The organism is Stenotrophomonas sp. YJH_SMC_48-3, from assembly GCF_059369375.1.
Window position 1 is genome coordinate 1 of sequence record NZ_JCAFSQ010000020.1, and the last position, 19871, is coordinate 19871.

The 19871-nt window shown below is 63.5% G+C and carries 32 protein-coding genes; 2 read left to right on the forward strand and 30 right to left on the reverse strand.

Annotation, left to right across the window (positions count from 1 at the left end; all coding sequences use genetic code 11):
* Window positions 1-101, forward strand: a 101-nt coding sequence (locus tag AC5P65_RS20160) for an IS3 family transposase (RefSeq protein ID WP_134731750.1), incomplete at its 5' end; no start/stop codon positions are given.
* A 448-nt stretch (window positions 102-549) separates the two neighbouring features.
* On the opposite strand, the gene AC5P65_RS20165 is transcribed toward AC5P65_RS20160, so the two are convergent.
* A complete protein-coding gene (locus AC5P65_RS20165) occupies window positions 550-1941 on the reverse strand; it encodes a class II 3-deoxy-7-phosphoheptulonate synthase (protein ID WP_019659572.1) in 1392 nt (463 codons plus the stop codon).
* A 217-nt stretch (window positions 1942-2158) separates the two neighbouring features.
* Between AC5P65_RS20165 and AC5P65_RS20170 the strand changes: the two genes are divergently transcribed.
* Window positions 2159-4282, forward strand: a complete 2124-nt coding sequence (locus AC5P65_RS20170) for a TonB-dependent receptor (RefSeq protein WP_111098620.1) — start codon at window positions 2159-2161, stop codon at window positions 4280-4282.
* 65 nt (window positions 4283-4347) lie between these two features.
* On the opposite strand, the gene AC5P65_RS20175 is transcribed toward AC5P65_RS20170, so the two are convergent.
* The 29 genes from AC5P65_RS20175 to AC5P65_RS20315 all read right to left on the reverse strand — a co-directional run.
* Complete coding sequence (locus tag AC5P65_RS20175) at window positions 4348-4854, reverse strand: disulfide bond formation protein B (protein ID WP_058980348.1); 507 nt, start codon at window positions 4852-4854, stop codon at window positions 4348-4350.
* A gap of 232 nt (window positions 4855-5086) precedes the next feature.
* Window positions 5087-5470, reverse strand: coding sequence for a 50S ribosomal protein L17 (gene rplQ, locus AC5P65_RS20180; RefSeq protein ID WP_005408217.1), 384 nt, complete (start codon window positions 5468-5470; stop codon window positions 5087-5089).
* 190 nt (window positions 5471-5660) lie between these two features.
* Window positions 5661-6659: a DNA-directed RNA polymerase subunit alpha gene (locus tag AC5P65_RS20185; protein ID WP_005408216.1), complete on the reverse strand. Its 999-nt coding sequence runs from the start codon at window positions 6657-6659 to the stop codon at window positions 5661-5663.
* A 55-nt stretch (window positions 6660-6714) separates the two neighbouring features.
* Window positions 6715-7344, reverse strand: coding sequence for a 30S ribosomal protein S4 (gene rpsD / locus AC5P65_RS20190; RefSeq protein WP_004145446.1), 630 nt, complete (start codon window positions 7342-7344; stop codon window positions 6715-6717).
* Window positions 7345-7359: 15 nt separating this feature from the next.
* Window positions 7360-7749 carry a 30S ribosomal protein S11 gene (rpsK, locus tag AC5P65_RS20195; protein WP_004145443.1) on the reverse strand — a complete coding sequence of 130 codons (390 nt, stop codon included), beginning with the start codon at window positions 7747-7749 and terminating at the stop codon, window positions 7360-7362.
* Window positions 7750-7760: 11 nt separating this feature from the next.
* Window positions 7761-8117, reverse strand: a complete 357-nt coding sequence (gene rpsM / locus AC5P65_RS20200) for a 30S ribosomal protein S13 (protein WP_004154500.1) — start codon at window positions 8115-8117, stop codon at window positions 7761-7763.
* Between the two features lie 347 nt (window positions 8118-8464).
* On the reverse strand, window positions 8465-9832 hold the full coding sequence (gene secY, locus AC5P65_RS20205) for a preprotein translocase subunit SecY (protein WP_005408215.1): 1368 nt from the start codon (window positions 9830-9832) through the stop codon (window positions 8465-8467).
* A gap of 7 nt (window positions 9833-9839) precedes the next feature.
* Window positions 9840-10283: a 50S ribosomal protein L15 gene (rplO, locus tag AC5P65_RS20210; protein WP_004154498.1), complete on the reverse strand. Its 444-nt coding sequence runs from the start codon at window positions 10281-10283 to the stop codon at window positions 9840-9842.
* A 6-nt stretch (window positions 10284-10289) separates the two neighbouring features.
* Complete coding sequence (rpmD, locus tag AC5P65_RS20215) at window positions 10290-10481, reverse strand: 50S ribosomal protein L30 (protein WP_005408214.1); 192 nt, start codon at window positions 10479-10481, stop codon at window positions 10290-10292.
* Window positions 10474-11016 carry a 30S ribosomal protein S5 gene (rpsE, locus tag AC5P65_RS20220; RefSeq protein ID WP_004154496.1) on the reverse strand — a complete coding sequence of 181 codons (543 nt, stop codon included), beginning with the start codon at window positions 11014-11016 and terminating at the stop codon, window positions 10474-10476. Before rpsE ends, rpmD begins: the two co-directional genes overlap by 8 nt.
* Window positions 11017-11177: 161 nt before the next feature.
* The gene (rplR, locus tag AC5P65_RS20225; protein WP_026346969.1) at window positions 11178-11537 is read right to left on the reverse strand and encodes a 50S ribosomal protein L18; all 360 of its coding nucleotides are present in this window, start codon (window positions 11535-11537) and stop codon (window positions 11178-11180) included.
* Window positions 11538-11617: 80 nt separating this feature from the next.
* Window positions 11618-12142: a 50S ribosomal protein L6 gene (rplF, locus tag AC5P65_RS20230; RefSeq protein ID WP_021204580.1), complete on the reverse strand. Its 525-nt coding sequence runs from the start codon at window positions 12140-12142 to the stop codon at window positions 11618-11620.
* Between the two features lie 18 nt (window positions 12143-12160).
* Window positions 12161-12559, reverse strand: a complete 399-nt coding sequence (gene rpsH, locus AC5P65_RS20235; RefSeq protein WP_021204581.1) for a 30S ribosomal protein S8 — start codon at window positions 12557-12559, stop codon at window positions 12161-12163.
* Between the two features lie 258 nt (window positions 12560-12817).
* On the reverse strand, window positions 12818-13123 hold the full coding sequence (gene rpsN, locus AC5P65_RS20240; RefSeq protein WP_019659577.1) for a 30S ribosomal protein S14: 306 nt from the start codon (window positions 13121-13123) through the stop codon (window positions 12818-12820).
* 18 nt (window positions 13124-13141) lie between these two features.
* Complete coding sequence (gene rplE, locus AC5P65_RS20245; RefSeq protein ID WP_005415416.1) at window positions 13142-13684, reverse strand: 50S ribosomal protein L5; 543 nt, start codon at window positions 13682-13684, stop codon at window positions 13142-13144.
* 11 nt (window positions 13685-13695) lie between these two features.
* The gene (rplX, locus tag AC5P65_RS20250; RefSeq protein WP_004154490.1) at window positions 13696-14013 is read right to left on the reverse strand and encodes a 50S ribosomal protein L24; all 318 of its coding nucleotides are present in this window, start codon (window positions 14011-14013) and stop codon (window positions 13696-13698) included.
* 16 nt (window positions 14014-14029) lie between these two features.
* Window positions 14030-14398, reverse strand: coding sequence for a 50S ribosomal protein L14 (gene rplN, locus AC5P65_RS20255; RefSeq protein WP_010483978.1), 369 nt, complete (start codon window positions 14396-14398; stop codon window positions 14030-14032).
* A 12-nt stretch (window positions 14399-14410) separates the two neighbouring features.
* On the reverse strand, window positions 14411-14680 hold the full coding sequence (rpsQ, locus tag AC5P65_RS20260) for a 30S ribosomal protein S17 (protein ID WP_004154489.1): 270 nt from the start codon (window positions 14678-14680) through the stop codon (window positions 14411-14413).
* Between the two features lie 11 nt (window positions 14681-14691).
* Window positions 14692-14877 (reverse strand): 50S ribosomal protein L29, encoded by a 186-nt coding sequence (gene rpmC / locus AC5P65_RS20265; RefSeq protein WP_004154487.1) that lies wholly within the window; start codon window positions 14875-14877, stop codon window positions 14692-14694.
* Window positions 14877-15290: a 50S ribosomal protein L16 gene (gene rplP / locus AC5P65_RS20270; protein WP_004154486.1), complete on the reverse strand. Its 414-nt coding sequence runs from the start codon at window positions 15288-15290 to the stop codon at window positions 14877-14879. Before rplP ends, rpmC begins: the two co-directional genes overlap by 1 nt.
* Before the next feature lie 5 nt (window positions 15291-15295).
* The gene (rpsC, locus tag AC5P65_RS20275; RefSeq protein WP_005415414.1) at window positions 15296-16030 is read right to left on the reverse strand and encodes a 30S ribosomal protein S3; all 735 of its coding nucleotides are present in this window, start codon (window positions 16028-16030) and stop codon (window positions 15296-15298) included.
* 18 nt (window positions 16031-16048) lie between these two features.
* Window positions 16049-16384 carry a 50S ribosomal protein L22 gene (gene rplV / locus AC5P65_RS20280; protein WP_004145348.1) on the reverse strand — a complete coding sequence of 112 codons (336 nt, stop codon included), beginning with the start codon at window positions 16382-16384 and terminating at the stop codon, window positions 16049-16051.
* A gap of 12 nt (window positions 16385-16396) precedes the next feature.
* Complete coding sequence (gene rpsS, locus AC5P65_RS20285; protein ID WP_005415413.1) at window positions 16397-16666, reverse strand: 30S ribosomal protein S19; 270 nt, start codon at window positions 16664-16666, stop codon at window positions 16397-16399.
* A 6-nt stretch (window positions 16667-16672) separates the two neighbouring features.
* Complete coding sequence (gene rplB / locus AC5P65_RS20290) at window positions 16673-17500, reverse strand: 50S ribosomal protein L2 (protein ID WP_004145339.1); 828 nt, start codon at window positions 17498-17500, stop codon at window positions 16673-16675.
* Between the two features lie 10 nt (window positions 17501-17510).
* Entirely contained in the window at window positions 17511-17810 is a 300-nt protein-coding gene (gene rplW / locus AC5P65_RS20295) for a 50S ribosomal protein L23 (protein WP_004145338.1), read from the reverse strand.
* The gene (gene rplD, locus AC5P65_RS20300; protein ID WP_019659578.1) at window positions 17807-18412 is read right to left on the reverse strand and encodes a 50S ribosomal protein L4; all 606 of its coding nucleotides are present in this window, start codon (window positions 18410-18412) and stop codon (window positions 17807-17809) included. The genes rplW and rplD overlap by 4 nt, the downstream gene beginning before the upstream one ends.
* A 12-nt stretch (window positions 18413-18424) precedes the next feature.
* Window positions 18425-19075, reverse strand: coding sequence for a 50S ribosomal protein L3 (gene rplC / locus AC5P65_RS20305; RefSeq protein ID WP_004145336.1), 651 nt, complete (start codon window positions 19073-19075; stop codon window positions 18425-18427).
* Between the two features lie 11 nt (window positions 19076-19086).
* The gene (gene rpsJ, locus AC5P65_RS20310) at window positions 19087-19398 is read right to left on the reverse strand and encodes a 30S ribosomal protein S10 (protein WP_005408208.1); all 312 of its coding nucleotides are present in this window, start codon (window positions 19396-19398) and stop codon (window positions 19087-19089) included.
* A gap of 332 nt (window positions 19399-19730) precedes the next feature.
* Window positions 19731-19871, reverse strand: a 141-nt coding sequence (locus AC5P65_RS20315) for an EF-Tu C-terminal domain-related protein (RefSeq protein WP_487247787.1), incomplete at its 5' end; no start/stop codon positions are given.

Below are 19871 nucleotides of genomic sequence, written 5' to 3' on the forward strand. Positions count from 1 at the left end.
ACATCCAGTACTACAACCAGGAGCGCATCAAATTGAAATTGAAGGGCCTGAGCCCGGTACAGTACCGGGAGCAGGCCCAACAGGCCCAATCGGCCGCCTGACCCCTGTCCAAGTCTCGGGGGTCACTTCACCATGGGGGCTTGGCCGCGGCATCCATGCCGCGGACACTCCCGCAACCGGACCCACCCCGCCTTCGACAGATTCCCGCGATCTGCCAGCAAAGTCTGAGGTCAGATCCGTTTTCCAGAGGAAAACGGATCTGACCTCATTTTCTGATTTCGAAATCTGACAGACATTCATCCACGCATGGCGGGAATCTCCCGTGTCGACCAAGGTCGACACCTACCCACGGCCGCCAGAATCTGTCAGAGGCGGGGCGGTGTGGGTGGGCAGGACCGTTGGCGCCATGGATGGCGCCATCGAGCCCCCATGGATGGGTTTACGGCGTGTCCTGACCACCCACACCACCCCGCCACCCCACGGAATGCCGCTTCGGCTCTTGCCGTTGATTGCAGCAGGTGCAGGGCTGCAAGCCCTGCCGAAAAACCCTTACCGCACTTGCTCCTGCTTGCGTACGATCGCCATCGCGATCTCCAGCGACTGCTCGTAGTTCAACCGCGGGTCCACCGTTGAACGATACGCGCGCTCCAGGTCGCGCTCGGTCAGTTCGCGCGCGCCGCCGATGCACTCGGTCACGTCCTCGCCGGTCAGTTCCAGATGCACACCGCCCAGGCGCGTACCGGCGGCCGCATGCAGGTCGAACGACATCTCCACCTCGCCACGCACGTTGTCGAAGCGACGTGTCTTGAAACCGTTGGCGGTGCTTTCGGTATTGCCATGCATCGCATCGCACACCCACAGCACGCGGCGACCATCACGCTTGACCGCGTCCAGCAGCGGCGGCAGTTTCTCGGCGATCTGCGCGGCACCCATGCGGTGGATGAAGCTCAGGCGGCCCGGCTCGTCATGCGGGTTGAGCACATCGATCAGGCGCAGCAGCTGGTCCGGCGTCACCGACGGGCCCACCTTGATCGCAATCGGATTGCGCACGCCACGCAGGTATTCCACGTGCGCGCCATCCAGCGCAGCCGTGCGCATGCCGATCCACGGGTAATGCGTGCTCAGGTTCAACCAGCCCTGCTGGCGGGGCACCTGGCGGGTCAGTGCCTGCTCGTACGGCAACAGCAGCGCTTCATGCGAGGTGTAGAAGTCGATGCGGTTGAGGTTGTGCACGCGGGCCCCGGCCAACGTCTCCATGAAATGCACGGCATCGCCGATCGAGGCCACCATCTTCTGGTACTCGGCGGCCAGCGGCGAATGGCTCACCCATTCCAGGTTCCAGTACTCGGGGTGATGCAGGTCGGCGAAACCACCATCGATCAGCGCCCGTACGAAGTTCATCGTCATCGCCGAATGCGCGTGCGCCTGCAGCATCCGCTTCGGGTCCGGCAGGCGCGCTGCTTCAGTGAAGGCCGGCGCATTGATGACATCGCCGCGGTAGCTCGGCAGGGTCACACCGTCGCGCGTCTCGGTATCGGCCGAACGCGGCTTGGCGTACTGGCCGGCGAAACGACCCACGCGGATCACCGGCTGGCGCAGCCCATGCACCAGCACCAGGCTCATCTGCAGCAGCACCTTCAGGCGGTTGGAGATGGTGCCCGATTCGCAGTCGCTGAAGTTCTCAGCGCAGTCGCCGCCCTGCAGCAGGAAGCGCTTGCCCTCCTGGGCCTCCGCCAACTGCTGCTTCAGGGCCAGGATCTCCCACGAGGTGACCAGCGGCGGCAGCCGCTTCAGCTCGTGCAGGGCAGCGTCCAGCGCCACCGGGTCCGGGTAGGTCGGCATCTGCAGCGCGGTCTTGCCACGCCAGCTCTCCGGCGACCAGGCAGCGCCGGTGGCGGCTGCGACGGGATCGGGGACAGGCGAAACGGCGGACAGGCTCATTGCAGGCTTCCGGAGGTGGGGGACGTTCATGGTCGCAGAGCCGACCGCTGTCGCAAAGGGCCGAACGGCGTCTGCACATGACTGAACGCCGGGGAAAGGGCATCGCGATTGGCCAAAAGCGGCATGCCCACGGCCAGCCGGTCAGGCGCATGATTCGCCACGCACTGTTACGAAGTAACACTCAATCCCCAATGGCCCCTTCCACAGCCTATCCGCCATGAAGCCCTCCCTGCTTGCTACCGGCATCACCTTCGCCCTGACCCTGGCCAGCCTGCCTTCCCTCGCCGTGGCCGCCGATGCCGCCGCTCCCGTGAAGGACCTCGACGCGGTCACCGTCCACGCCCAGCTCGACCAGGCCCGCAACACGCTGTCGCCGGACATCGGCAGCAGCCAGTACCAGATCACCGCCGAGGACATCCAGAAGCAGCCGCTGGGCGCCTCCGCGCCGCTCAGCCAGGTGCTGCTGCAGGCGCCCGGCGTGGTCCAGGATTCCTACGGCGGCGTGCACGTGCGTGGCGACCACGCCAATCTGCAGTACCGCATCAACGGCGTGCTGCTGCCCGAATCGATCTCGGGCTTCGGCCAGACGCTGGATGCACGCACCATCAAGAGCATCCGCCTGATGGATGGCGCGCTGCCGGCGCAGTTCGGCGAGCGCACCGCTGCAGTGGTCGACATCACCACCCGCAGCGGCGCCGAGCTCGGCAACGGCGGCAGCGCCGGGCTGACCGCAGGCTCGTTCGGCAAGATCAATCCCAACGCCTCGTGGTGGGGCAACCAGGGGCGCTGGAGCTGGTTCCTGACTGGCAACTACGACCAGAACGAGGTTGGCCTGGAGAACCCGACCCGCTCGCGCAAGCCGCTGCACGACGACACCCACCAGGGCAAAGCGTTCGCTGACCTTACCTACCTCGTCAACGAGAACACCCGCCTGAGCGTGTTCGCCGGCTTTGCCAACAATCGCTTCCAGATCCCGGTCAACCCCGGGCAAACACCGCAGTTCGGTTACCTCGATACCACCACCTTCGACTCCAGCCAGCTGGATGAAACCCAGCGCGAGGCCACCCGCTTCGGCATGCTGGTGCTGCAGGGCACGTTGGGCAGCACCGCATATCAGCTCTCGGCCGGGCAGCGCTACAGCGATGTGGCATTCCATCCGGATGTCGTCGGCGACCTGGTGTTCAGTGGCGTCGCCTCGCAGGTGCAACGCAGCAACCGCGCCAACACGCTGCAGGCCGATTTCTCCACCCCACTGGGCAACGACCACACGCTGCGCTATGGCCTGTACGGCAACTACGAGAATGCGCGGGCCAGCAACAGCAGCTGGGTGTTTCCGGTCGATGACGCCGGCCAGCAGTCCAGCACCACACCGCTGCTGATACCTGACCGCAGTGCCTTCCATGCCAGCACGCTGGCGCTGTACGTGCAGGATGAATGGAAGATCGGCGACGACTGGACCGTCAACTACGGCCTGCGCGGAGATCGCTACAAGGCCTTTGGCCACACCGAGGGCCAGCTCAGCCCCCGCGTGGGAGTGGTCTGGAATGCCAGCGACAGCACCACCGTGCATGCCGGCTATTCGCGTTACTTCACGCCACCGGCCAGTGAGCTGATCGCCAGCAGCGATATCGCCCTATACGACGGCACCACCAACCAGCAGCCCAGCGGCGGCAACAACACGCCACTGGCCGAACGCAGCGACTACTACGACATCGGCGTGTCGCAGCAGGTGGGCGACCACCTCACCCTGGGCTTGGACGCCTACGATCGCCGCGTTGCGCGCCTGCAGGACGAAGGCCAGTTCGGCGCCGCCTACATCTACTCGACGTTCAACTATCGCCGTGGCCACATCCGTGGGCTGGAGTTCAGTGCCGACTACAGCAACGGCCCGTTCAGCGCCTACTTCAACGCGGCGTACAACAAGGCCATCGGCACCCAGGTGATCACCAGCCAGTACAACCTCGATCCGGACGCACTGGCCTATGTGGCCGACCACTGGATCCACCTCGATCACGACCAGAAGCTGACCTCATCGGGTGGCTTCAGCTACGCCTTTGCCGGACACAACCGGATCGGTACCAACTACGTGTTCGGCAGCGGCCTGCGTTCGGACATCGAGGGCGTACCCAACGGCGGCGAGCTGCCGTCGTACCTGCAGGTGAACCTCAGCGCCGGGCACGACTTCAATGCCGACAGCGGGCATCCGCTGCATGTGCAGCTGGCCGTGGTCAACGCCCTGGACCGAAGCTACCAGCTGCGCGATGGCGGCGGTGTCGGCGTGTTCGCCCCGCAGTGGGGACCGCGCCGAGGTGCTTACCTGAGCCTGCAGCAGGATTTCTGAGGTAGCGCCGGCCGCTGGCCGGTATTCCCACGGTGTGCCGGCCAGCGCCCGGCACTACCCTGCGTTCAGCGCTTGACCCTGCGCAGCGACACCACCAGCGCCCACAGCGCCAGCAGCACGAACCACACGCCCGACCACATCGGCATGGTCAGGCCCAGGAAGGTCCAGTCGATGTTGCCGCAGTTGCCGGTACCGGTGAGCACCGTGCGGAACACTTCCAGCGGCCCCATGGTCTCGCGCAGGAAGCTCAGCGGCGGGCCGCAGGTCGCGCCCATCTCCGGCGGCAGCATCTGCACGTAGACGTGGCGCGCGGCAATGCCGACGCCTACTGCGGCGGCAATGAAGGCGAGAATCCCGTAGGTCGCGCGTCCCGGGCGGTTGGACGGCCCGTGCAGCGCACCGATCAGGAACAGCAGGCCCAGCGCGGCGAAGGCCAGCCGCTGGAAGATGCACAGCGGACACGGCTCCAGGCCCATCTTCAGCTGCAGGAAGATCGCGTAGCCGAGCAGGCCCGCGCAGATCAGGAAGCCCAGGAAGAACTGGGCGCGGAAGGGCCAGCGCAGTGGATTCATCGTCAACGCTCGAATGGATCAGGGCGCCAAGCGTAACCGAGAGCGCGCGCCATTCGAACCGCCACAGGTGACGCCTGTCGGAACGGTGCGGGTCGCATTGTGCCGCAGGTAGCGCCGGGCCATGCCCGGCGAGCGTAGCGGATACGGAAACGCCGGGCATGGCCCGGCGCTACCAGAACGCAAAAGCCCGGCAGAGGCCGGGCTTTCGCTGTGTCGCGTTGGAGCGGTCCGATTACTCGGCCACTTCCTCGGCCACGACCGGACGGTCGACCAGCTCGACGTAGGCCATCGGCGCGTTGTCGCCGGCGCGGAAACCGCACTTCAGCAGGCGCAGGTAGCCGCCCGGACGGTTCGCGTAGCGCGGGCCCAGGATGGTGAACAGGTTGCCCACCGCTTCGTTGTCGCGCAGGCGGGCGAAGGCCAGACGGCGGTTGGCGACGGAGTCGACCTTGGCCAGGGTGATCAGCGGCTCGGCAACGCGGCGCAGTTCCTTGGCCTTCGGCAGGGTGGTCTTGATCAGCTCGTGCTTGAACAGCGAGGCGGCCATGTTCTTGAACATCGCTTCGCGGTGGGCGCTGGTGCGGCTGAACTTACGGCCAGACTTCTGGTGACGCATGGTGATATTCCTTGGTTAATGATGAGGCTGTGCGGATCGTTGTCGCCATCCTGGCGTTGCTGCGCGGACTGCGGTTGGTCCTGGCCCTCCGTCCTGGACGGCCTGCCCGCGAACCTGCGGTTCGTCGTGGCGTGTTGTGTTGCGTTGAAGGCTCCACCGCGAACGGTGGAGCCTTCAGGCATTACCGATATCAGCCCAGCATGCCGTGGCTGGCGACGCCGGCCGGCGGCCAGTTCTCCAGCTTCATGCCGAGCGACAGGCCGCGCTGAGCCAGCACTTCCTTGATCTCGGTGAGCGACTTCTTGCCCAGGTTCGGGGTCTTCAGCAGCTCCACTTCGGTCTTCTGGATCAGATCGCCGATGTAGTAGATGCTTTCAGCCTTCAGGCAGTTGGCCGAACGCACGGTCAGCTCCAGATCGTCGATCGGGCGCAGCAGCACCGGATCCACGCCGTTGTTGGCCGGCTTGGCCGCACCGCGGTCGCGGTGGGTGAAGTCACCGAACACCGACAGCTGGTCGCTGAGGATGTCGGCGGCGGTGCGCACGGCTTCCTCGGCATCGATGGTGCCGTTGGTCTCGATATCGATGACCAGCTTGTCCAGGTCGGTACGCTGTTCGACGCGGGCCGCTTCCACGGCATAGGCGACGCGGCGGACCGGCGAGAACGAGGCATCCAGGACCAGGCGGCCGATGGCACGGGTTTCTTCGTCCGGACGACGACGCGCGGCAGCCGGCTGGTAGCCGAAACCACGTTCGATCTTCAGACGCATGTTGATCGCCGTGTCCTTGGTCAGGTGGCAGATCACATGGTCGCCGTTCAGGATCTCCACATTGTGGTCGACCTTGATGTCGGCAGCGGTGACAACGCCCGGGCCCTGCTTGGACAGGGACAGGGTGGCGCTGTCGCCGGAGTGCATACGGATGGCCACGTCCTTGAGGTTCAGCAGGACTTCGAGCACGTCCTCCTGCAGACCTTCGACCGTGGTGTACTCATGCAACACGCCGTCGATTTCGACTTCCGTGATGGCGAAGCCCGGGATGGACGACAGCAGCACGCGACGCAGGGCGTTGCCCAGCGTATGCCCGTAACCCCGCTCCAAAGGTTCGATAACGACCTTTGCACGGGTGTCGGTAAGGCGTTCGATCTGCGGACCGCGAGGACGCAGAACCTGGTTGGCGGTAACCGTCATGTTGCGGGTTCTCCTAGTGAACCCCCGGCCGTCGCCGGGGGCTCTCCAATGTGAATTACTTCGAATACAGCTCGACGATCAGCGCTTCGTTGATGTCCGCAGGCAGATCCGAACGATCCGGAACGGCCTTGAAGATGCCGGTGAACTTGCCGGAATCCACTTCAACCCACGACGGGCTCAGGTCATGCTGGGCGGCGACGGTCAGGGCTTCCTGGACGCGCAGCTGCTTGGCAGCCTTTTCAGACAGGGCGATGGCGTCGCCAGCCTTGACCTGGTACGAAGCCAGGTTGACCGACTTGCCATTCACGGTGACGCCGCGGTGCGACACCAGCTGACGAGCAGCCGGACGGGTCACGGCGAAGCCCATGCGGTAGACGACGTTGTCCAGGCGGGTTTCCAGCAGCTGCAGCAGGTTCTCGCCGGTGTTGCCCTTCTTGGTCGAGGCCTTCTTGTAGTAGTTGCGGAACTGACGCTCCAGCAGGCCGTAGATACGCTTGACCTTCTGCTTTTCACGCAGCTGGGTGGCGTAGTCGGACAGCTTGCCCTTGCGGGCAGTGGCGCCGTGCTGGCCGGGCTTCTGCTCCAGCTTGCACTTGGAGTCCAGCGCACGCGCCGGGCTCTTCAGGGACAGGTCGGCGCCTTCGCGACGGGCGAGCTTACAGGTAGGACCGATATAACGAGCCATTTCTTATCGCTCCCTTTAGACGCGACGCTTCTTCGGCGGACGGCACCCGTTGTGCGGGATGGGCGTCACGTCGATGATGTTGGTGATCTTGTAGCCGACGTTGTTCAGCGAACGCACGGCCGACTCACGGCCCGGACCCGGGCCCTTGATGCGGACTTCCAGCGACTTCACGCCGTAGTCCAGCGCAGCACGACCGGCCTTTTCAGCAGCCACCTGGGCAGCGAACGGGGTCGACTTGCGCGAACCGCGGAAGCCAGCGCCACCGGAGGTCGCCCACGACAGAGCATTGCCCTGACGGTCGGTGATGGTGACGATGGTGTTGTTGAACGAAGCGTGGACGTGGGCAACGCCGTCGGTGACGACGCGCTTGATCTTCTTCTTGGTCTTAGCAGCGGGCTTAGCCATTTCTCAGTCCCTTACTTCTTGATCGCCTTGCGCGGACCCTTGCGGGTGCGGGCGTTGGTACGGGTGCGCTGGCCACGCAGCGGGAGGCCACGACGGTGACGCAGGCCGCGGTAGCAGCCCAGGTCCATCAGGCGCTTGATCGCGATGCCGATCTCACGGCGCAGATCGCCTTCCACGATGTACTTGCCGACTTCGGCGCGCAGGCGCTCGATTTCCGGCTCCGACAGATCGCGGATCTTGGTGGTCGAAGCAACGCCTGCGACTTCGCAGACCTTCTTCGAACGGGTACGGCCGATGCCGTAAATGCTTTGCAACCCGACCCAGACGTGCTTCTGGGCTGGCAGGTTGACGCCTGCAATACGCGCCATGACGCGGTTCTCCAGCTGAGTGATGGCCGACAGCGCGCCTCGGGCACGCCAATCCGGCAGGATGGATCAAAAAAGTGAACTAGCGATACTAACAAGGTTCCGGTTTACATGGAAGCCCGTGAAACCACTGGTTTCATGAACCCGGCCTGGGGAGTGTGCCCAGGCTCCGGCGCCGGATGGGGTTGGACCCGGGGTATCCCCCGGGGCCGCCCGCGCTACTCCAGCGCGGGACCACCTCATCACACCCCCACCCGGAACCGCTGCGGGGGCCGCCCTTCGTTTGTGTGGCCGGAGTCCGCGAAGCGGAGGGACCATCACGTCAGGAAGACGAAAGTATAACAGGCCAATCAGCCGCGGGCAAAACCGCCGCGGTTGCCGCCCTTCAGGTTGGCCTTTTTCAGCAGGCTCTCGTACTGGTGGGACATCAGGTGCGCCTGCACCTGGGCAATGAAGTCCATCACCACCACCACCACGATCAGCAGCGAAGTACCGCCGAAGTAGAACGAGGCGTTCAGCTGCGTGCGCATCAGTTCCGGCAGCAGGCAGACGATGACCAGATAGGCCGAGCCGGCTGCGGTCAGGCGGGTCAGTACACCGTCGATGTAATCGGCGGTGGCCTTGCCCGGACGGATGCCCGGAATCAGCGCGCCCGACTTCTTCAGGTTGTCAGCGGTTTCCTGGGAGTTGAACACCAGCGCGGTATAGAAGAACGCGAAACCGGTGATCAGCGCAGCGAACACGATCATGTGCAGCGGCTCGCCCGGGCCCAGGGCATTGGCGACCTTCTGCAGGACCTGGCCGAAGCTGCTCTGGTTGGCCGCCTGGCCGGACCACATGGCCAGTGTGGCCGGGAAGGCCAGCAGGCTCGAGGCGAAGATTGCCGGAATGACGCCGGCCATGTTGAGCTTCAGCGGCAGGAACGAGGTCTGGTTCATGTACGCGTTGCGACCGCCCTGGCGGCGTGCGTAGTTGACCGTGATCCGGCGCTGGCCACGCTCGACGAACACCACGAAGAAGGTGAACGCGAGCACGACAATGGCGATCAGCAGCAGCTGGATGAACTGGATGTTGCCGTCGCGGTAGGCGTCGAAGGTGTGGATGATCGCACCCGGCAGGCCAGCGACGATACCGGCGAAGATGATCAGCGACACGCCGTTGCCGATGCCGCGCTCGGTGACCTGCTCACCGACCCACATCAGGAACATGGTGCCGGCAGTCAGCGCGACCACGGCGGTGAGCACGAAGCCCATGCCCGGCGCATACACGACCGGAGCGCCCGACGGCGACACCTGGCCCTGCAGGGCCAGTGCGATCGAACCGCCCTGCACCACTGCCAGCAGCACGGCGCCGATGCGCGAATACTGGGTGATCTTGCGGCGGCCGGACTCACCTTCCTTCTGCATCGCCTTCAGGGCGGGGAAGATGTGCACGGCCAGCTGCATCACGATCGATGCCGAGATGTACGGCATCACGTTCAGCGCGAAGATGCTGAAACGGTGCAGGGCGCCGCCCGAGAACATGTTGAACATGTCCACGATGCCGCCGCCCTGCTGTTGCATCATGGCAAGCATGGCATCGGGATTGACGCCCGGCACCGGCACGTAGCAGCCGATGCGATAGACGATCAAAGCCCCGACGACGAACAGCAAACGTTGGCGAAGTTCAGTGAACTTGCCCATTCCGCCCGCGAGGTTACCGATGCCAGCTTGCGCCATGATTTTCTTACTCCGTTACGCTGCCGCCGGCAGCTTCGATCGCGGCCTTGGCACCCGCCGTGGCAGCAATACCCTTCAGGGTGAACGCCTTGGTCACTTCGCCCTTGACGACGACCTTGGCCTTCTTGGCAGTGCTCGGAACCAGCTTGGCAGCACGCAGGGCGGCGAAGTCGATCTCACCGGCCGGCAGCTTGTCCAGTGCGTACAGCAGCACTTCAGCGGTGTCCTTGGCGATCGGCGAACGGAAGCCGATCTTCGGCAGACGACGCTGCATGGGGGTCTGGCCGCCTTCGAAGCCAGCCTTGATCTTGCCGCCACCCTTGCGGGCGAACGAACCCTTGTGGCCGCGGCCGGCAGTCTTGCCCAGGCCCGAGCCGATACCGCGACCGACGCGGGTACGCTCGGTGCGGGCGCCCGGTGCCGGGCTCAGTTCATTGAGACGCAGAGTCATGGTCGATTACTCCTCAACCTGGACGAGGTACTGAACCTTGTTGATCAGGCCGCGCACCTGCGGGCTGTCCTTCAGTTCACGCACATCGTTGAGCTTGTTCAGGCCCAGCGCACGCACCGACAGGCGGTGACGCGACTGGGTGCCACGCAGGCCACGCACCAGGCGGACCTTGACAGTCTTGTTGGACTCATTAGCCATGGTTGAGTTCCTCCACCTTCTTGCCGCGCTTGGCCGCGATGCGAGCCGGCGACTGTGCAGCAGCCAGGCCCTTCACGGTGGCACGCACCAGGTTGATCGGGTTGCGCGAACCGGTGGCCTTGGCCAGCACGTTCTTCACGCCAACGGCTTCCAGCACGGCGCGCATGGCACCGCCGGCGATCACGCCGGTACCTTCCGAAGCCGGCTGCATGAACACGCGGGCTGCGCCGTGACCATCCTTGATGGTGTGCCACAGGGTGCCGTTGTTCAGGTCAACGCTGACCAGGTTCTTGCGGGCCTGTTCCATCGACTTCTGGATGGCAACCGGCACTTCGCGGGCCTTGCCATAGCCGAAACCGACCTTGCCTTCGCCGTCGCCGACGACGGTCAGGGCGGTGAAGGTGAACTGGCGGCCACCCTTGACGGTCTTGCTGACGCGGTTGACCGCGACCAGCTTTTCGATCATGCCGTCGTCGATCTTCTCTTCGCGGTTACGGTCGCGATCGCGACCCCGCTGCTGACGCTCTTCTGCCATGTTGATTCCTTGGTTGTTTGGGTATGTACGGCTCGAAGCCGCTTATGGTTGTGGCGTGACGCGTTGTTCCGGTGGGCCGCTGCAGAAGAGCGGCGCCGTCCAGCCTCACTCAGGCTGGCGAGCAGGTGGGCAGGAGGCCAATGGCCCCCTGCCCTTGTCCCTTAGAACTGCAGGCCGGCTTCGCGGGCGGCTTCTGCCAGGGCCTTGATGCGGCCGTGGTAGCGGTAGCCCGAACGATCGAAGGCAACCTTCTCGATGCCGGCGGCCTTGGCGCGCTCGGCAACGATGCGGCCAACCTTGGCAGCAGCATCGGCGTTCTTGCCGTTCTTCAGGCCTTCGATGACGTCGGCCTGGGTGGTGTTGGCAGCAGCCAGCACCTTGGAGCCGTCGGCGGTGAAGACCTGGGCGTACAGGTGCTGGCCGGTGCGCAGCACCGACAGGCGGGCGACGCCGAGCTCACGGATGTGGGCACGGGTCGACTTGGCGCGACGCAGGCGGGCGATGTTCTTGTTCATTTTGATTATTCCTTGAAAGCTGAAGGAAGAGCTTTTCCCTGAGAAGTCCGCACAGGGATGTGCGGGCTCTTGCGAGGGACTCGCGCTTATGCCTTCTTGGCTTCCTTACGGATGATGACTTCGTCGGAGTACTTCACGCCCTTGCCCTTGTACGGTTCCGGCTTGCGGAACGCACGGATCTTGGCGGCGACTTCACCGACGACCTGCTTGTCAGCGCCCTGGACCAGGATCTCGGTCTGGGTCGGGGTCGACAGCGTGATGCCTTCCGGCGCCACGAACACGACCGGGTGCGAGAAGCCCAGCGACAGGTTCAGGTCCTTGCCCTGCATGGCAGCGCGGTAACCCACGCCCACCAGCTCCAGCTTGCGCTCGAAGCCTTCGGACACGCCCTTGACCATGTTGGACAGGATCGCACGCACGGTACCGGTCAGTGCGATCAGGTCGGCGCTTTCGGTGCTCAGGGTGGCAACGCCGTTGTCGACGTTGATGGCAATACCGGCCGGCTTGGCCAGCGACAGGGTGCCCTTCGGGCCCTTGGCGGTGACGCTGTCCGACTGGACGTTCAGTTCAACCTTACCCAGGGTAATCGGCTTCTTGGCTACGCGGGACATAGTTCTACTCCTTTCGCCTTAGGCCACGAAGCACAGGACTTCGCCGCCGACGCCCAGCTGGCGCGCCTGCGCATCAGTCATGATGCCCTTGGAGGTGGAAATGATGGAGATACCCAGGCCGTTCATGACCTTCGGCAGCTCGCTCTTGCCGCGGTACTGGCGCAGGCCCGAACGCGAGAAGCGCTTCAGGGTCGCGATGACCGGCTTGCCTTCGAAATACTTCAGCACGATTTCCAGCTCGGACTTGTTGTTTTCCAGCTGGGTCACGCGCAGGTCGGCGATGTAACCCTCGTCCTTCAGGACCTGGGCGATCGCAACCTTGATCTTGGACGACGGGGCTTTCACCGTCTGCTTGCCCACCGCGGCCGCATTCTTGATGCGGACCAGCAGGTCGGCGATGGGATCAGTCATGCTCATATGAGTACCTTTGAGTGCACCGATATCCGCTTTCGCGAAAATCTGTTGTCTCCTGGAAACGGGCCAGGTCCCTTGATGCAGCGGGCCGGAAGCCCACTCCTACGACCCCGTTTGCGCAGGGCAAGACGCGGGAGTATACGCCAAAAGAGCCCGGCTTGCGCCGGGCTCCTCGGTTTTTTTGCGTCGGGAAAGCTGAATGCCTCCCCTGCCCGGTTCAGGAACCCCCGAAGGGGCTCCTGATCGCAGGGCCGGCTGGGGTTACCAGCTGGCCTTGCGCAGACCCGGTACGTCGCCACGCATGGTGGCTTCACGCAGCTTGTTACGGCCCAGGCCGAACTTGCTGTAGACGCCACGCGGACGACCCGACAGCTCGCAACGATTACGCTGGCGGCTCGGCGACGAATCGCGCGGCAGCTTGGCCAGCTTGGTTGCGGCCTCGATCTTCTCTTCGTAGGTCGCGTCCACGGAGGACACGATCTTCTTCAGAGCCGCACGCTTTTCAGCGTACTTCTTGGCCAGCTTTTCCCGCTTGATGTCGCGGTTGACCATGGAGGTCTTTGCCATTTCGGTTTCCTCGACAGATCAGTTACGGAACGGAAACTTGAACGCTGCCAGCAGCGCCTTCGCTTCCGCGTCGGTCTTCGCAGTGGTGGTGATGGCGATATCCATACCGCGGATCGCATCGACGGCGTCGAAGTCGATTTCCGGGAAGATGATCTGTTCCTTCACACCCATGTTGAAGTTGCCGCGGCCGTCGAAGGAACGGCCGGAAACACCACGGAAGTCGCGCACGCGCGGCAGCGAGATGTTGATCAGGCGGTCCAGGAACTCGTACATCTTGTGGCGACGCAGCGTGGTCTTGCAGCCGATCGGCCAACCATCACGGATCTTGAACGACGCGACCGAGATACGCGACTTGGTGACAACCGGCTTCTGGCCGGAAATCTTGGTCATGTCCGCGACGGCGTTTTCCAGGATCTTCTTGTTGGTGGCAGCCTCGCCGACACCCATGTTCAGGGTGACCTTGACGAGCTTCGGTACTTCCATCGGATTGGTGTAGCCGAACTGCTTCATCAGCGCCGGCACCACTTCTTCCTTGTAGATCTTTTCGAGACGGGAAGTCATCTTCACATTCCTCAGGCGTCGAGCGCCTCACCGCTGGAGCGGAACACACGCAGTTTGCGTCCATCCTCCAGCACCTTGAAGCCAACGCGTTCGCCCTTGCCCGAAGCCGGGTTCAGCACGTTCACGTTGGAGATATGGATCGAAGCTTCGCGCTCGACCACGCCGCCGGCAACACCTGCCTGCGGGTTCGGCTTGGTGTGGCGCTTGACGATGTTCACGTTGGCGACGACCACACGGTCGCCGTCGACGCGGACGACTTCGCCCTGCTTGCCCTTGTCCTTGCCAGCGTTGACGACAACCTGGTCGCCCTTCTTGATACGGTTAGCCATGATTATCTCCTGTCGCTCACAGCACTTCGGGAGCGAGCGAGACGATCTTCATGAACTTCTCCGAACGAAGTTCACGGGTCACCGGCCCGAAGATACGGGTACCGATCGGCTCCTGCTTGTTGTTCAGCAGGACGGCCGCGTTGCCGTCGAAGCGGATCAGCGAACCGTCGGCGCGACGCACACCCTTGCGGGTACGCACCACGACGGCGTCATACACTTCACCCTTCTTGACCTTGCCGCGCGGAATCGCATCCTTCACGGTGACCTTGATGATGTCGCCGATGCCGGCGTAACGGCGCTTGGAACCACCCAGCACCTTGAAGCACATCACCTGCTTGGCACCCGAATTGTCCGCGACGTCAAGGTAGCTCTGCATCTGGATCATGATTCAGACTCCTTATTCAGCCGCACGCGTGATGACTTCCACCACGCGCCAGTTCTTGGTCTTGGACATCGGAGCAATCTCGGTCACGCGGACGACATCGCCTTCCTTGCAGGCGTTGTCGGCATCGTGGGCGTGCAGCTTGGTCGAGCGCTTGATGTACTTGCCGTACAGCGCGTGCTTGACCTGACGCTCAACCAGGACGGTAACCGTCTTGTCCATCTTGTTGCTGACGACACGGCCTTCGACCGTGCGCAGCGTCTTCTTTTCAGTATTGTCGCTCATAGCGGCCATCCTTACTTCGTGCTGCCGAGCAGGGTCTTGACGCGAGCAATCTCGCGACGGACCCGGCGAATGTCGTGGGTCTTCGGCAGCTGGCCGGTGACCTGCTGCATACGGACAGAGAACTGTTCCTTACGCAGGTCGATCAGGTGGGCCTTGAGTTCGTCAGCCGACTTTTCACGGAGAGTTTTGATATCCATCAGCGCACCGTACGGGTCACGAAAGTGGTGGTGACCGAGAGCTTGGCGGCGGCCAGGCGGAACGCCTCGCGAGCCACTTCCTCGGAAACACCCTCGATTTCATAGATCATGCGGCCGGGCTGGATCTGGGCCACCCAGTATTCCACGTTACCCTTACCCGAACCCATTCGGACTTCGATGGGCTTCTTGGTGATGGGCTTGTCGGGGAACACGCGGATCCACATCTTGCCGCCGCGCTTGACGTAGCGGCTGATCGAGCGGCGGGCCGCTTCGATCTGGCGCGCGGTCAGCTGACCGTGTGCGGTTGCCTTCAGGCCGTATTCGCCGAAGCTGACAGCGTTGGCGCTCCAGCTCAGGCCATCGTTACGGCCCTTGTGTACCTTGCGGTACTTGGTTCGCTTGGGTTGCAACATTGTCGTTACCTCGCTTCACGGGCCGGGCGCTGACGGTCACCACGGTCGCCGCGATCGTGACGATCGTTGCGCGACGGGGTGTCGTCCTGCTTTTCCTGGCCAACCTGGGAGAAATCGAAGACCTCGCCCTTGTAGATCCAGACCTTGATGCCGATGATGCCGTAGGTCGTCTTGGCTTCAGCGAAGCCATAGTCGATGTCGGCACGCAGGGTGTGCAGCGGCACGCGGCCTTCGCGGTACCACTCCGAACGGGCGATTTCTGCACCGTTGAGGCGGCCACCGACGTTGACCTTGATGCCCAGGGCACCCAGGCGCATCGCGTTGCCGACCGAGCGCTTCATTGCACGGCGGAACATGATGCGACGCTCCAGCTGCTGGGCGATCGACTCGGCAACGAGCTGCGCGTCCAGTTCCGGCTTGCGCACTTCGGTGACGTTGATGTGCGCCGGGACGCCCATCATCTCGCTCACTTCCTTGCGCAGCTTCTCGATGTCCTCACCGCGCTTGCCGATCACCACGCCCGGACGGGCGGTGTGGATCGTCACGCGAGCGGTCTTGGCCGGACGCTCGATCAGGATCTTGCTGATGCCGGCCTGGGCCAGCTTCTTGCGCAGCATGTCGCGCACTTTCAGGTCGGCTGCCAGGTAACCGGCGAACTCGGCCTTGTTGGCGTACCACTTGGAGTTCCAGTCCTTGGAAATGCCGAGGCGGATACCAATCGGATGAACTTTATGACCCATGGTCTTTTCCTTATCCGCTTACTTGGCGGCGCCCACAACCACAGTGATGTGGCTGGTGCGCTTGAGGATGCGGGTACCGCGGCCTTTCGCCCGCGCCATGAAACGCTTCAGGGTCGGACCTTCATCAACCATGATGGTCTGAACCTTCAGCTCGTCGACGTCGGCGCCCTGGTTGTTCTCGGCATTGGCAATAGCCGACTCCACCACCTTCTTGATCAGGTGGGCAGCCTTCTTGTCCGAGAACTTCAGCAGGTTGACCGCACGTTCGGCCGGCAGACCGCGCACCTGGTCAGCGACCAGACGAGCCTTCTGCGGGGAGATGCGCGCAGTGCGCAGGATGGCTTTCGCTTCCATTGTCATCTCTCCTTACTTGCCCGACTTCTTGTCACCACCGTGACCCTTGAAGGTCCGGGTGATGGCAAATTCGCCGAGCTTGTGGCCGACCATGTTCTCGTTGACGAGAACCGGGATGTGGTTCTTGCCGTTATGCACGGCAATGGTGATGCCTACCATGTCAGGCAGGATCATCGAACGGCGCGACCAGGTCTTGATCGGCTTCTTGCTGCCCGCAGCGGCCTCCACCTTCTTGACGAGGTGGTGATCGACGAACGGGCCCTTCTTGAGTGAACGTGCCATGGTCGATTAGCCCCTACGATCGCGGACGATGAACTGCTGAGTGCGCTTGTTATGGCGCGTCTTGTAACCCTTGGTCGGGACACCCCACGGGGTGACCGGATGCGGGTTACCCTGGCCGGCCTTGGCCTCACCACCACCGTGCGGGTGGTCAACCGGGTTCATGGCAGCACCACGAACGGTCGGGCGGACGCCGCGCCAACGCTTGGCACCGGCCTTGCCCAGCTTTTCCAGGCTGTGCTCGTCGTTGCCGACTTCGCCGATGGTGGCGCAGCACTCGACCGGCACCTTGCGCATTTCACCCGAGCGCAGGCGCAGGGTGGCGTAGATGCCTTCGCGGGCCACCAGCTGCACGGCCGCACCGGCGGCGCGGGCGATCTGAGCGCCCTTGCCGGGCTTCAGTTCGATGCAGTGGATGGTGGTACCGACCGGGATGTTGCGCAGCGGCAGGGTGTTGCCAGCCTTGATCGGGGCATCCGAACCAGCGATCACCTGATCACCGGCCTTCAGGCCCTTCGGGGCGATGATGTAGCGGCGCTCACCGTCGACGTAGCACAGCAGGGCGATGTGGGCGGTGCGGTTCGGATCGTATTCGATGCGTTCCACGCGCGCCGGGATGCCCAGCTTGTTGCGCTTGAAGTCGATGATGCGGTAGTGCTGCTTGGCACCACCACCGACGTGACGCACGGTGATGCGGCCATGGTGGTTACGACCACCCGAGCGGCTCTGCGACTCGACCAGGGCAGCGTGCGGAGCACCCTTGTGCAGGTCGGGAGTGACCACGCGCACGGCCGAACGGCGGCCGGGGGAAGTGGGCTTGAATTTCATCAATGGCATGGGATGTACCTCAGGCCTTGGCCGTTACATCGATCGACTGGCCATCGGCCAGGCGAACGTACGCCTTGCGCCAATCGCCGCGGCGGCCAGCACGGTTACGGAAGGACTTGTTCTTGCCCTTGACGTTGACCACGTTGACAGCTTCGACCTTGACGTCGAACAGCTGCTCAACCGCGGCCTTTACATCGGCCTTGGTGGCTTCGTTCGAAACTTCGAAGACATACTGGTTGGAGAGTTCCTGCAGGCGCGCGGTCTTTTCGGAGACACGCGGGGCACGCAGCACGCTGAAGATTTTTTCGTTGCTGTTCATGCCAGCCACTCCTCGACCTTCTTGACCGCGTCAGCGGTGATGACGACCGTGTCGGCACCCACCAGCGAGACCGGATCCAGGCCCTGGACGTCACGCACCTGCACGTACGGCAGATTGCGGGCGGACAGGTACAGGTGCTCGGACGCTTCTTCGGTGACGATCAGCGGGCGCTTGCCCACTTCCAGGCCGGCCAGCTTGGCGACCAGACCCTTCGTGTTGGTCACTTCGACGTCGAAGGACTCCACGATGGTCAGACGGCCCTGACGGTTCAGCTCGGACAGGATCGCGCACATGGCGGCACGGTACTGCTTACGATTGACCTTCTGCTCGAAGCTGCGCGGCTTGGCCGCGAAGGTGACACCGCCGCCGACGAAGATCGGAGCCGTCAGTGCGCCATGACGCGCGCCGCCGCCCTTCTGCTTCTTCGACTTCTTGGTGGTACCAGCCACTTCGGAGCGAGTCTTCTGTGCCTTGGTGCCGGCGCGACCGGCGTTGCGGTAAGCAACGACGACCTGGTGGACCAGATCTTCGCTGAAATCGCGACCGAACACGGCTTCGGAGACCGAGACCTTGTTGTTGCTACCCGTGATAACGAGTTCCATCGTCATCTCTCCTTATGCCTTGCTCGCCGGACGGACGATCACATCGCCACCGGCCGCGCCCGGAACGGCGCCGCGAACGGCGATCAGACCGCGCTCGACGTCGACCTTGACCACTTCCAGGTTCTGGGTGCTCTGCTGCACCGCGCCCATGTGGCCCGACATCTTCTTGCCCGGGAAAACGCGACCCGGGGTCTGGCGCTGACCCAGCGAACCCGGCGCGCGATGCGACAGCGAGTTACCGTGGGTTGCATCGCCCATACGGAAGTTGTGGCGCTTGATGGTGCCCTGGAAGCCCTTACCCTTGGTGACACCCTGGACGTCGACGATCTGGCCGACTTCGAAGATGTCCGCCTTGACTTCGCCGCCAACGGCGAAATCGCCGAGCTGCGCGTCTTCAACGCGGAATTCCCACAGGCCACGACCCGCTTCCACCTTCGCCTTGGCGAAGTGGCCGGCTTCCGGCTTGTTGACCAGGGCAGCGCGACGGGCGCCGACGGTCACCTGCACGGCGCTGTAGCCGTCGGTTTCGACGGTCTTGATCTGCGCGATGCGGTTCGGGGTTGCTTCGATCAGGGTCACCGGGATGGAGCGGCCATCTTCAGTGAACACGCGGCTCATGCCGGCCTTGCGGCCCACGAAGCCCAACGAATACTTCTTCGTCATGGTCGTAGTCCTCAGGTCAGCTTGATCTGAACGTCGACGCCGGCAGCCAGTTCGAGCTTCATCAGCGCGTCCACGGTCTTGTCATTCGGGTCAACGATATCGAGCACGCGCTTGTGCGTGCGGGTCTCGTACTGGTCACGCGCGTCCTTGTCGACGTGCGGGGAGACGAGAACGGTGTAGCGCTCGATCTTGGTCGGCAGCGGGATCGGGCCACGCACTTGCGCGCCGGTCCGCTTTGCCGTTTCAACGATCTCGCTGGCCGAACGGTCGATCAGACGATGATCGAACGCTTTCAGCCGGATCCGGATCTTTTGGTCCGCCATGGCGGTAGGTTCCTTCGTTAAAAGAGCGACAGACAAAGCCTCTGGGTTGCTTTGCCCCATGAAATTCCTGAATACGGACGGCCCACACTCCTGCAGGCCGACAAGGTCACTCCATAGACCTCAAAAACGTAGGCAGACCAGTTTCCCGGCCTGCCCAGACGTAGAAGCATAATGGCACACAAGGCAGCTGTCAACAGTCGCCTGTTGACGCCGCCTGAATGGCATTGACCCTTCCTGGTCCGGGGAACACAAGGCACATCCTGTGCCTGCTTTCCCATTTGATACGCCCCGATGCCCTACCCAGGCAACATCGGGGCGCAGATACTACCAGATTACTCGATGATCTTCGAGACCACGCCGGCGCCGACGGTGCGGCCGCCTTCGCGGATGGCGAAGCGCAGGCCTTCGTCCATCGCCACCGGGTTGATCAGGGTGACGACCATCTTGACGTTGTCACCCGGCATCACCATTTC

Bases quoted from the DNA above. Each gene is read 5' to 3' on its own strand.
- AC5P65_RS20165 (WP_019659572.1), bottom strand. From the start codon at position 1,941: ATGAGCCTGTCCGCCGTTTCGCCTGTCCCCGATCCCGTCGCAGCCGCC.
- AC5P65_RS20170 (WP_111098620.1), top strand. From the start codon at position 2,159: ATGAAGCCCTCCCTGCTTGCTACCGGCATCACCTTCGCCCTGACCCTG.
- AC5P65_RS20175 (WP_058980348.1), bottom strand. From the start codon at position 4,854: ATGAATCCACTGCGCTGGCCCTTCCGCGCCCAGTTCTTCCTGGGCTTC.
- rplQ (WP_005408217.1), bottom strand. From the start codon at position 5,470: ATGCGTCACCAGAAGTCTGGCCGTAAGTTCAGCCGCACCAGCGCCCAC.
- AC5P65_RS20185 (WP_005408216.1), bottom strand. From the start codon at position 6,659: ATGACGGTTACCGCCAACCAGGTTCTGCGTCCTCGCGGTCCGCAGATC.
- rpsD (WP_004145446.1), bottom strand. From the start codon at position 7,344: ATGGCTCGTTATATCGGTCCTACCTGTAAGCTCGCCCGTCGCGAAGGC.
- rpsK (WP_004145443.1), bottom strand. From the start codon at position 7,749: ATGGCTAAGCCCGCTGCTAAGACCAAGAAGAAGATCAAGCGCGTCGTC.
- rpsM (WP_004154500.1), bottom strand. From the start codon at position 8,117: ATGGCGCGTATTGCAGGCGTCAACCTGCCAGCCCAGAAGCACGTCTGG.
- secY (WP_005408215.1), bottom strand. From the start codon at position 9,832: ATGGCGCAAGCTGGCATCGGTAACCTCGCGGGCGGAATGGGCAAGTTC.
- rplO (WP_004154498.1), bottom strand. From the start codon at position 10,283: ATGACTCTGCGTCTCAATGAACTGAGCCCGGCACCGGGCGCCCGCACC.
- rpmD (WP_005408214.1), bottom strand. From the start codon at position 10,481: ATGGCTAATGAGTCCAACAAGACTGTCAAGGTCCGCCTGGTGCGTGGC.
- rpsE (WP_004154496.1), bottom strand. From the start codon at position 11,016: ATGGCAGAAGAGCGTCAGCAGCGGGGTCGCGATCGCGACCGTAACCGC.
- rplF (WP_021204580.1), bottom strand. From the start codon at position 12,142: ATGTCCCGCGTAGCCAAGAAGCCGATTACCCTGGGTAAGGTTGAACTG.
- rpsH (WP_021204581.1), bottom strand. From the start codon at position 12,559: ATGAGCATGACTGATCCCATCGCCGACCTGCTGGTCCGCATCAAGAAT.
- rpsN (WP_019659577.1), bottom strand. From the start codon at position 13,123: ATGGCAAAGACCTCCATGGTCAACCGCGACATCAAGCGGGAAAAGCTG.
- rplE (WP_005415416.1), bottom strand. From the start codon at position 13,684: ATGACTTCCCGTCTCGAAAAGATCTACAAGGAAGAAGTGGTGCCGGCG.
- rplX (WP_004154490.1), bottom strand. From the start codon at position 14,013: ATGGCTAACCGTATCAAGAAGGGCGACCAGGTTGTCGTCAACGCTGGC.
- rplN (WP_010483978.1), bottom strand. From the start codon at position 14,398: ATGATCCAGATGCAGAGCTACCTTGACGTCGCGGACAATTCGGGTGCC.
- rpsQ (WP_004154489.1), bottom strand. From the start codon at position 14,680: ATGAGCGACAATACTGAAAAGAAGACGCTGCGCACGGTCGAAGGCCGT.
- rpmC (WP_004154487.1), bottom strand. From the start codon at position 14,877: ATGGATATCAAAACTCTCCGTGAAAAGTCGGCTGACGAACTCAAGGCC.
- rplP (WP_004154486.1), bottom strand. From the start codon at position 15,290: ATGTTGCAACCCAAGCGAACCAAGTACCGCAAGGTACACAAGGGCCGT.
- rpsC (WP_005415414.1), bottom strand. From the start codon at position 16,030: ATGGGTCATAAAGTTCATCCGATTGGTATCCGCCTCGGCATTTCCAAG.
- rplV (WP_004145348.1), bottom strand. From the start codon at position 16,384: ATGGAAGCGAAAGCCATCCTGCGCACTGCGCGCATCTCCCCGCAGAAG.
- rpsS (WP_005415413.1), bottom strand. From the start codon at position 16,666: ATGGCACGTTCACTCAAGAAGGGCCCGTTCGTCGATCACCACCTCGTC.
- rplB (WP_004145339.1), bottom strand. From the start codon at position 17,500: ATGCCATTGATGAAATTCAAGCCCACTTCCCCCGGCCGCCGTTCGGCC.
- rplW (WP_004145338.1), bottom strand. From the start codon at position 17,810: ATGAACAGCAACGAAAAAATCTTCAGCGTGCTGCGTGCCCCGCGTGTC.
- rplD (WP_019659578.1), bottom strand. From the start codon at position 18,412: ATGGAACTCGTTATCACGGGTAGCAACAACAAGGTCTCGGTCTCCGAA.
- rplC (WP_004145336.1), bottom strand. From the start codon at position 19,075: ATGACGAAGAAGTATTCGTTGGGCTTCGTGGGCCGCAAGGCCGGCATG.
- rpsJ (WP_005408208.1), bottom strand. From the start codon at position 19,398: ATGGCGGACCAAAAGATCCGGATCCGGCTGAAAGCGTTCGATCATCGT.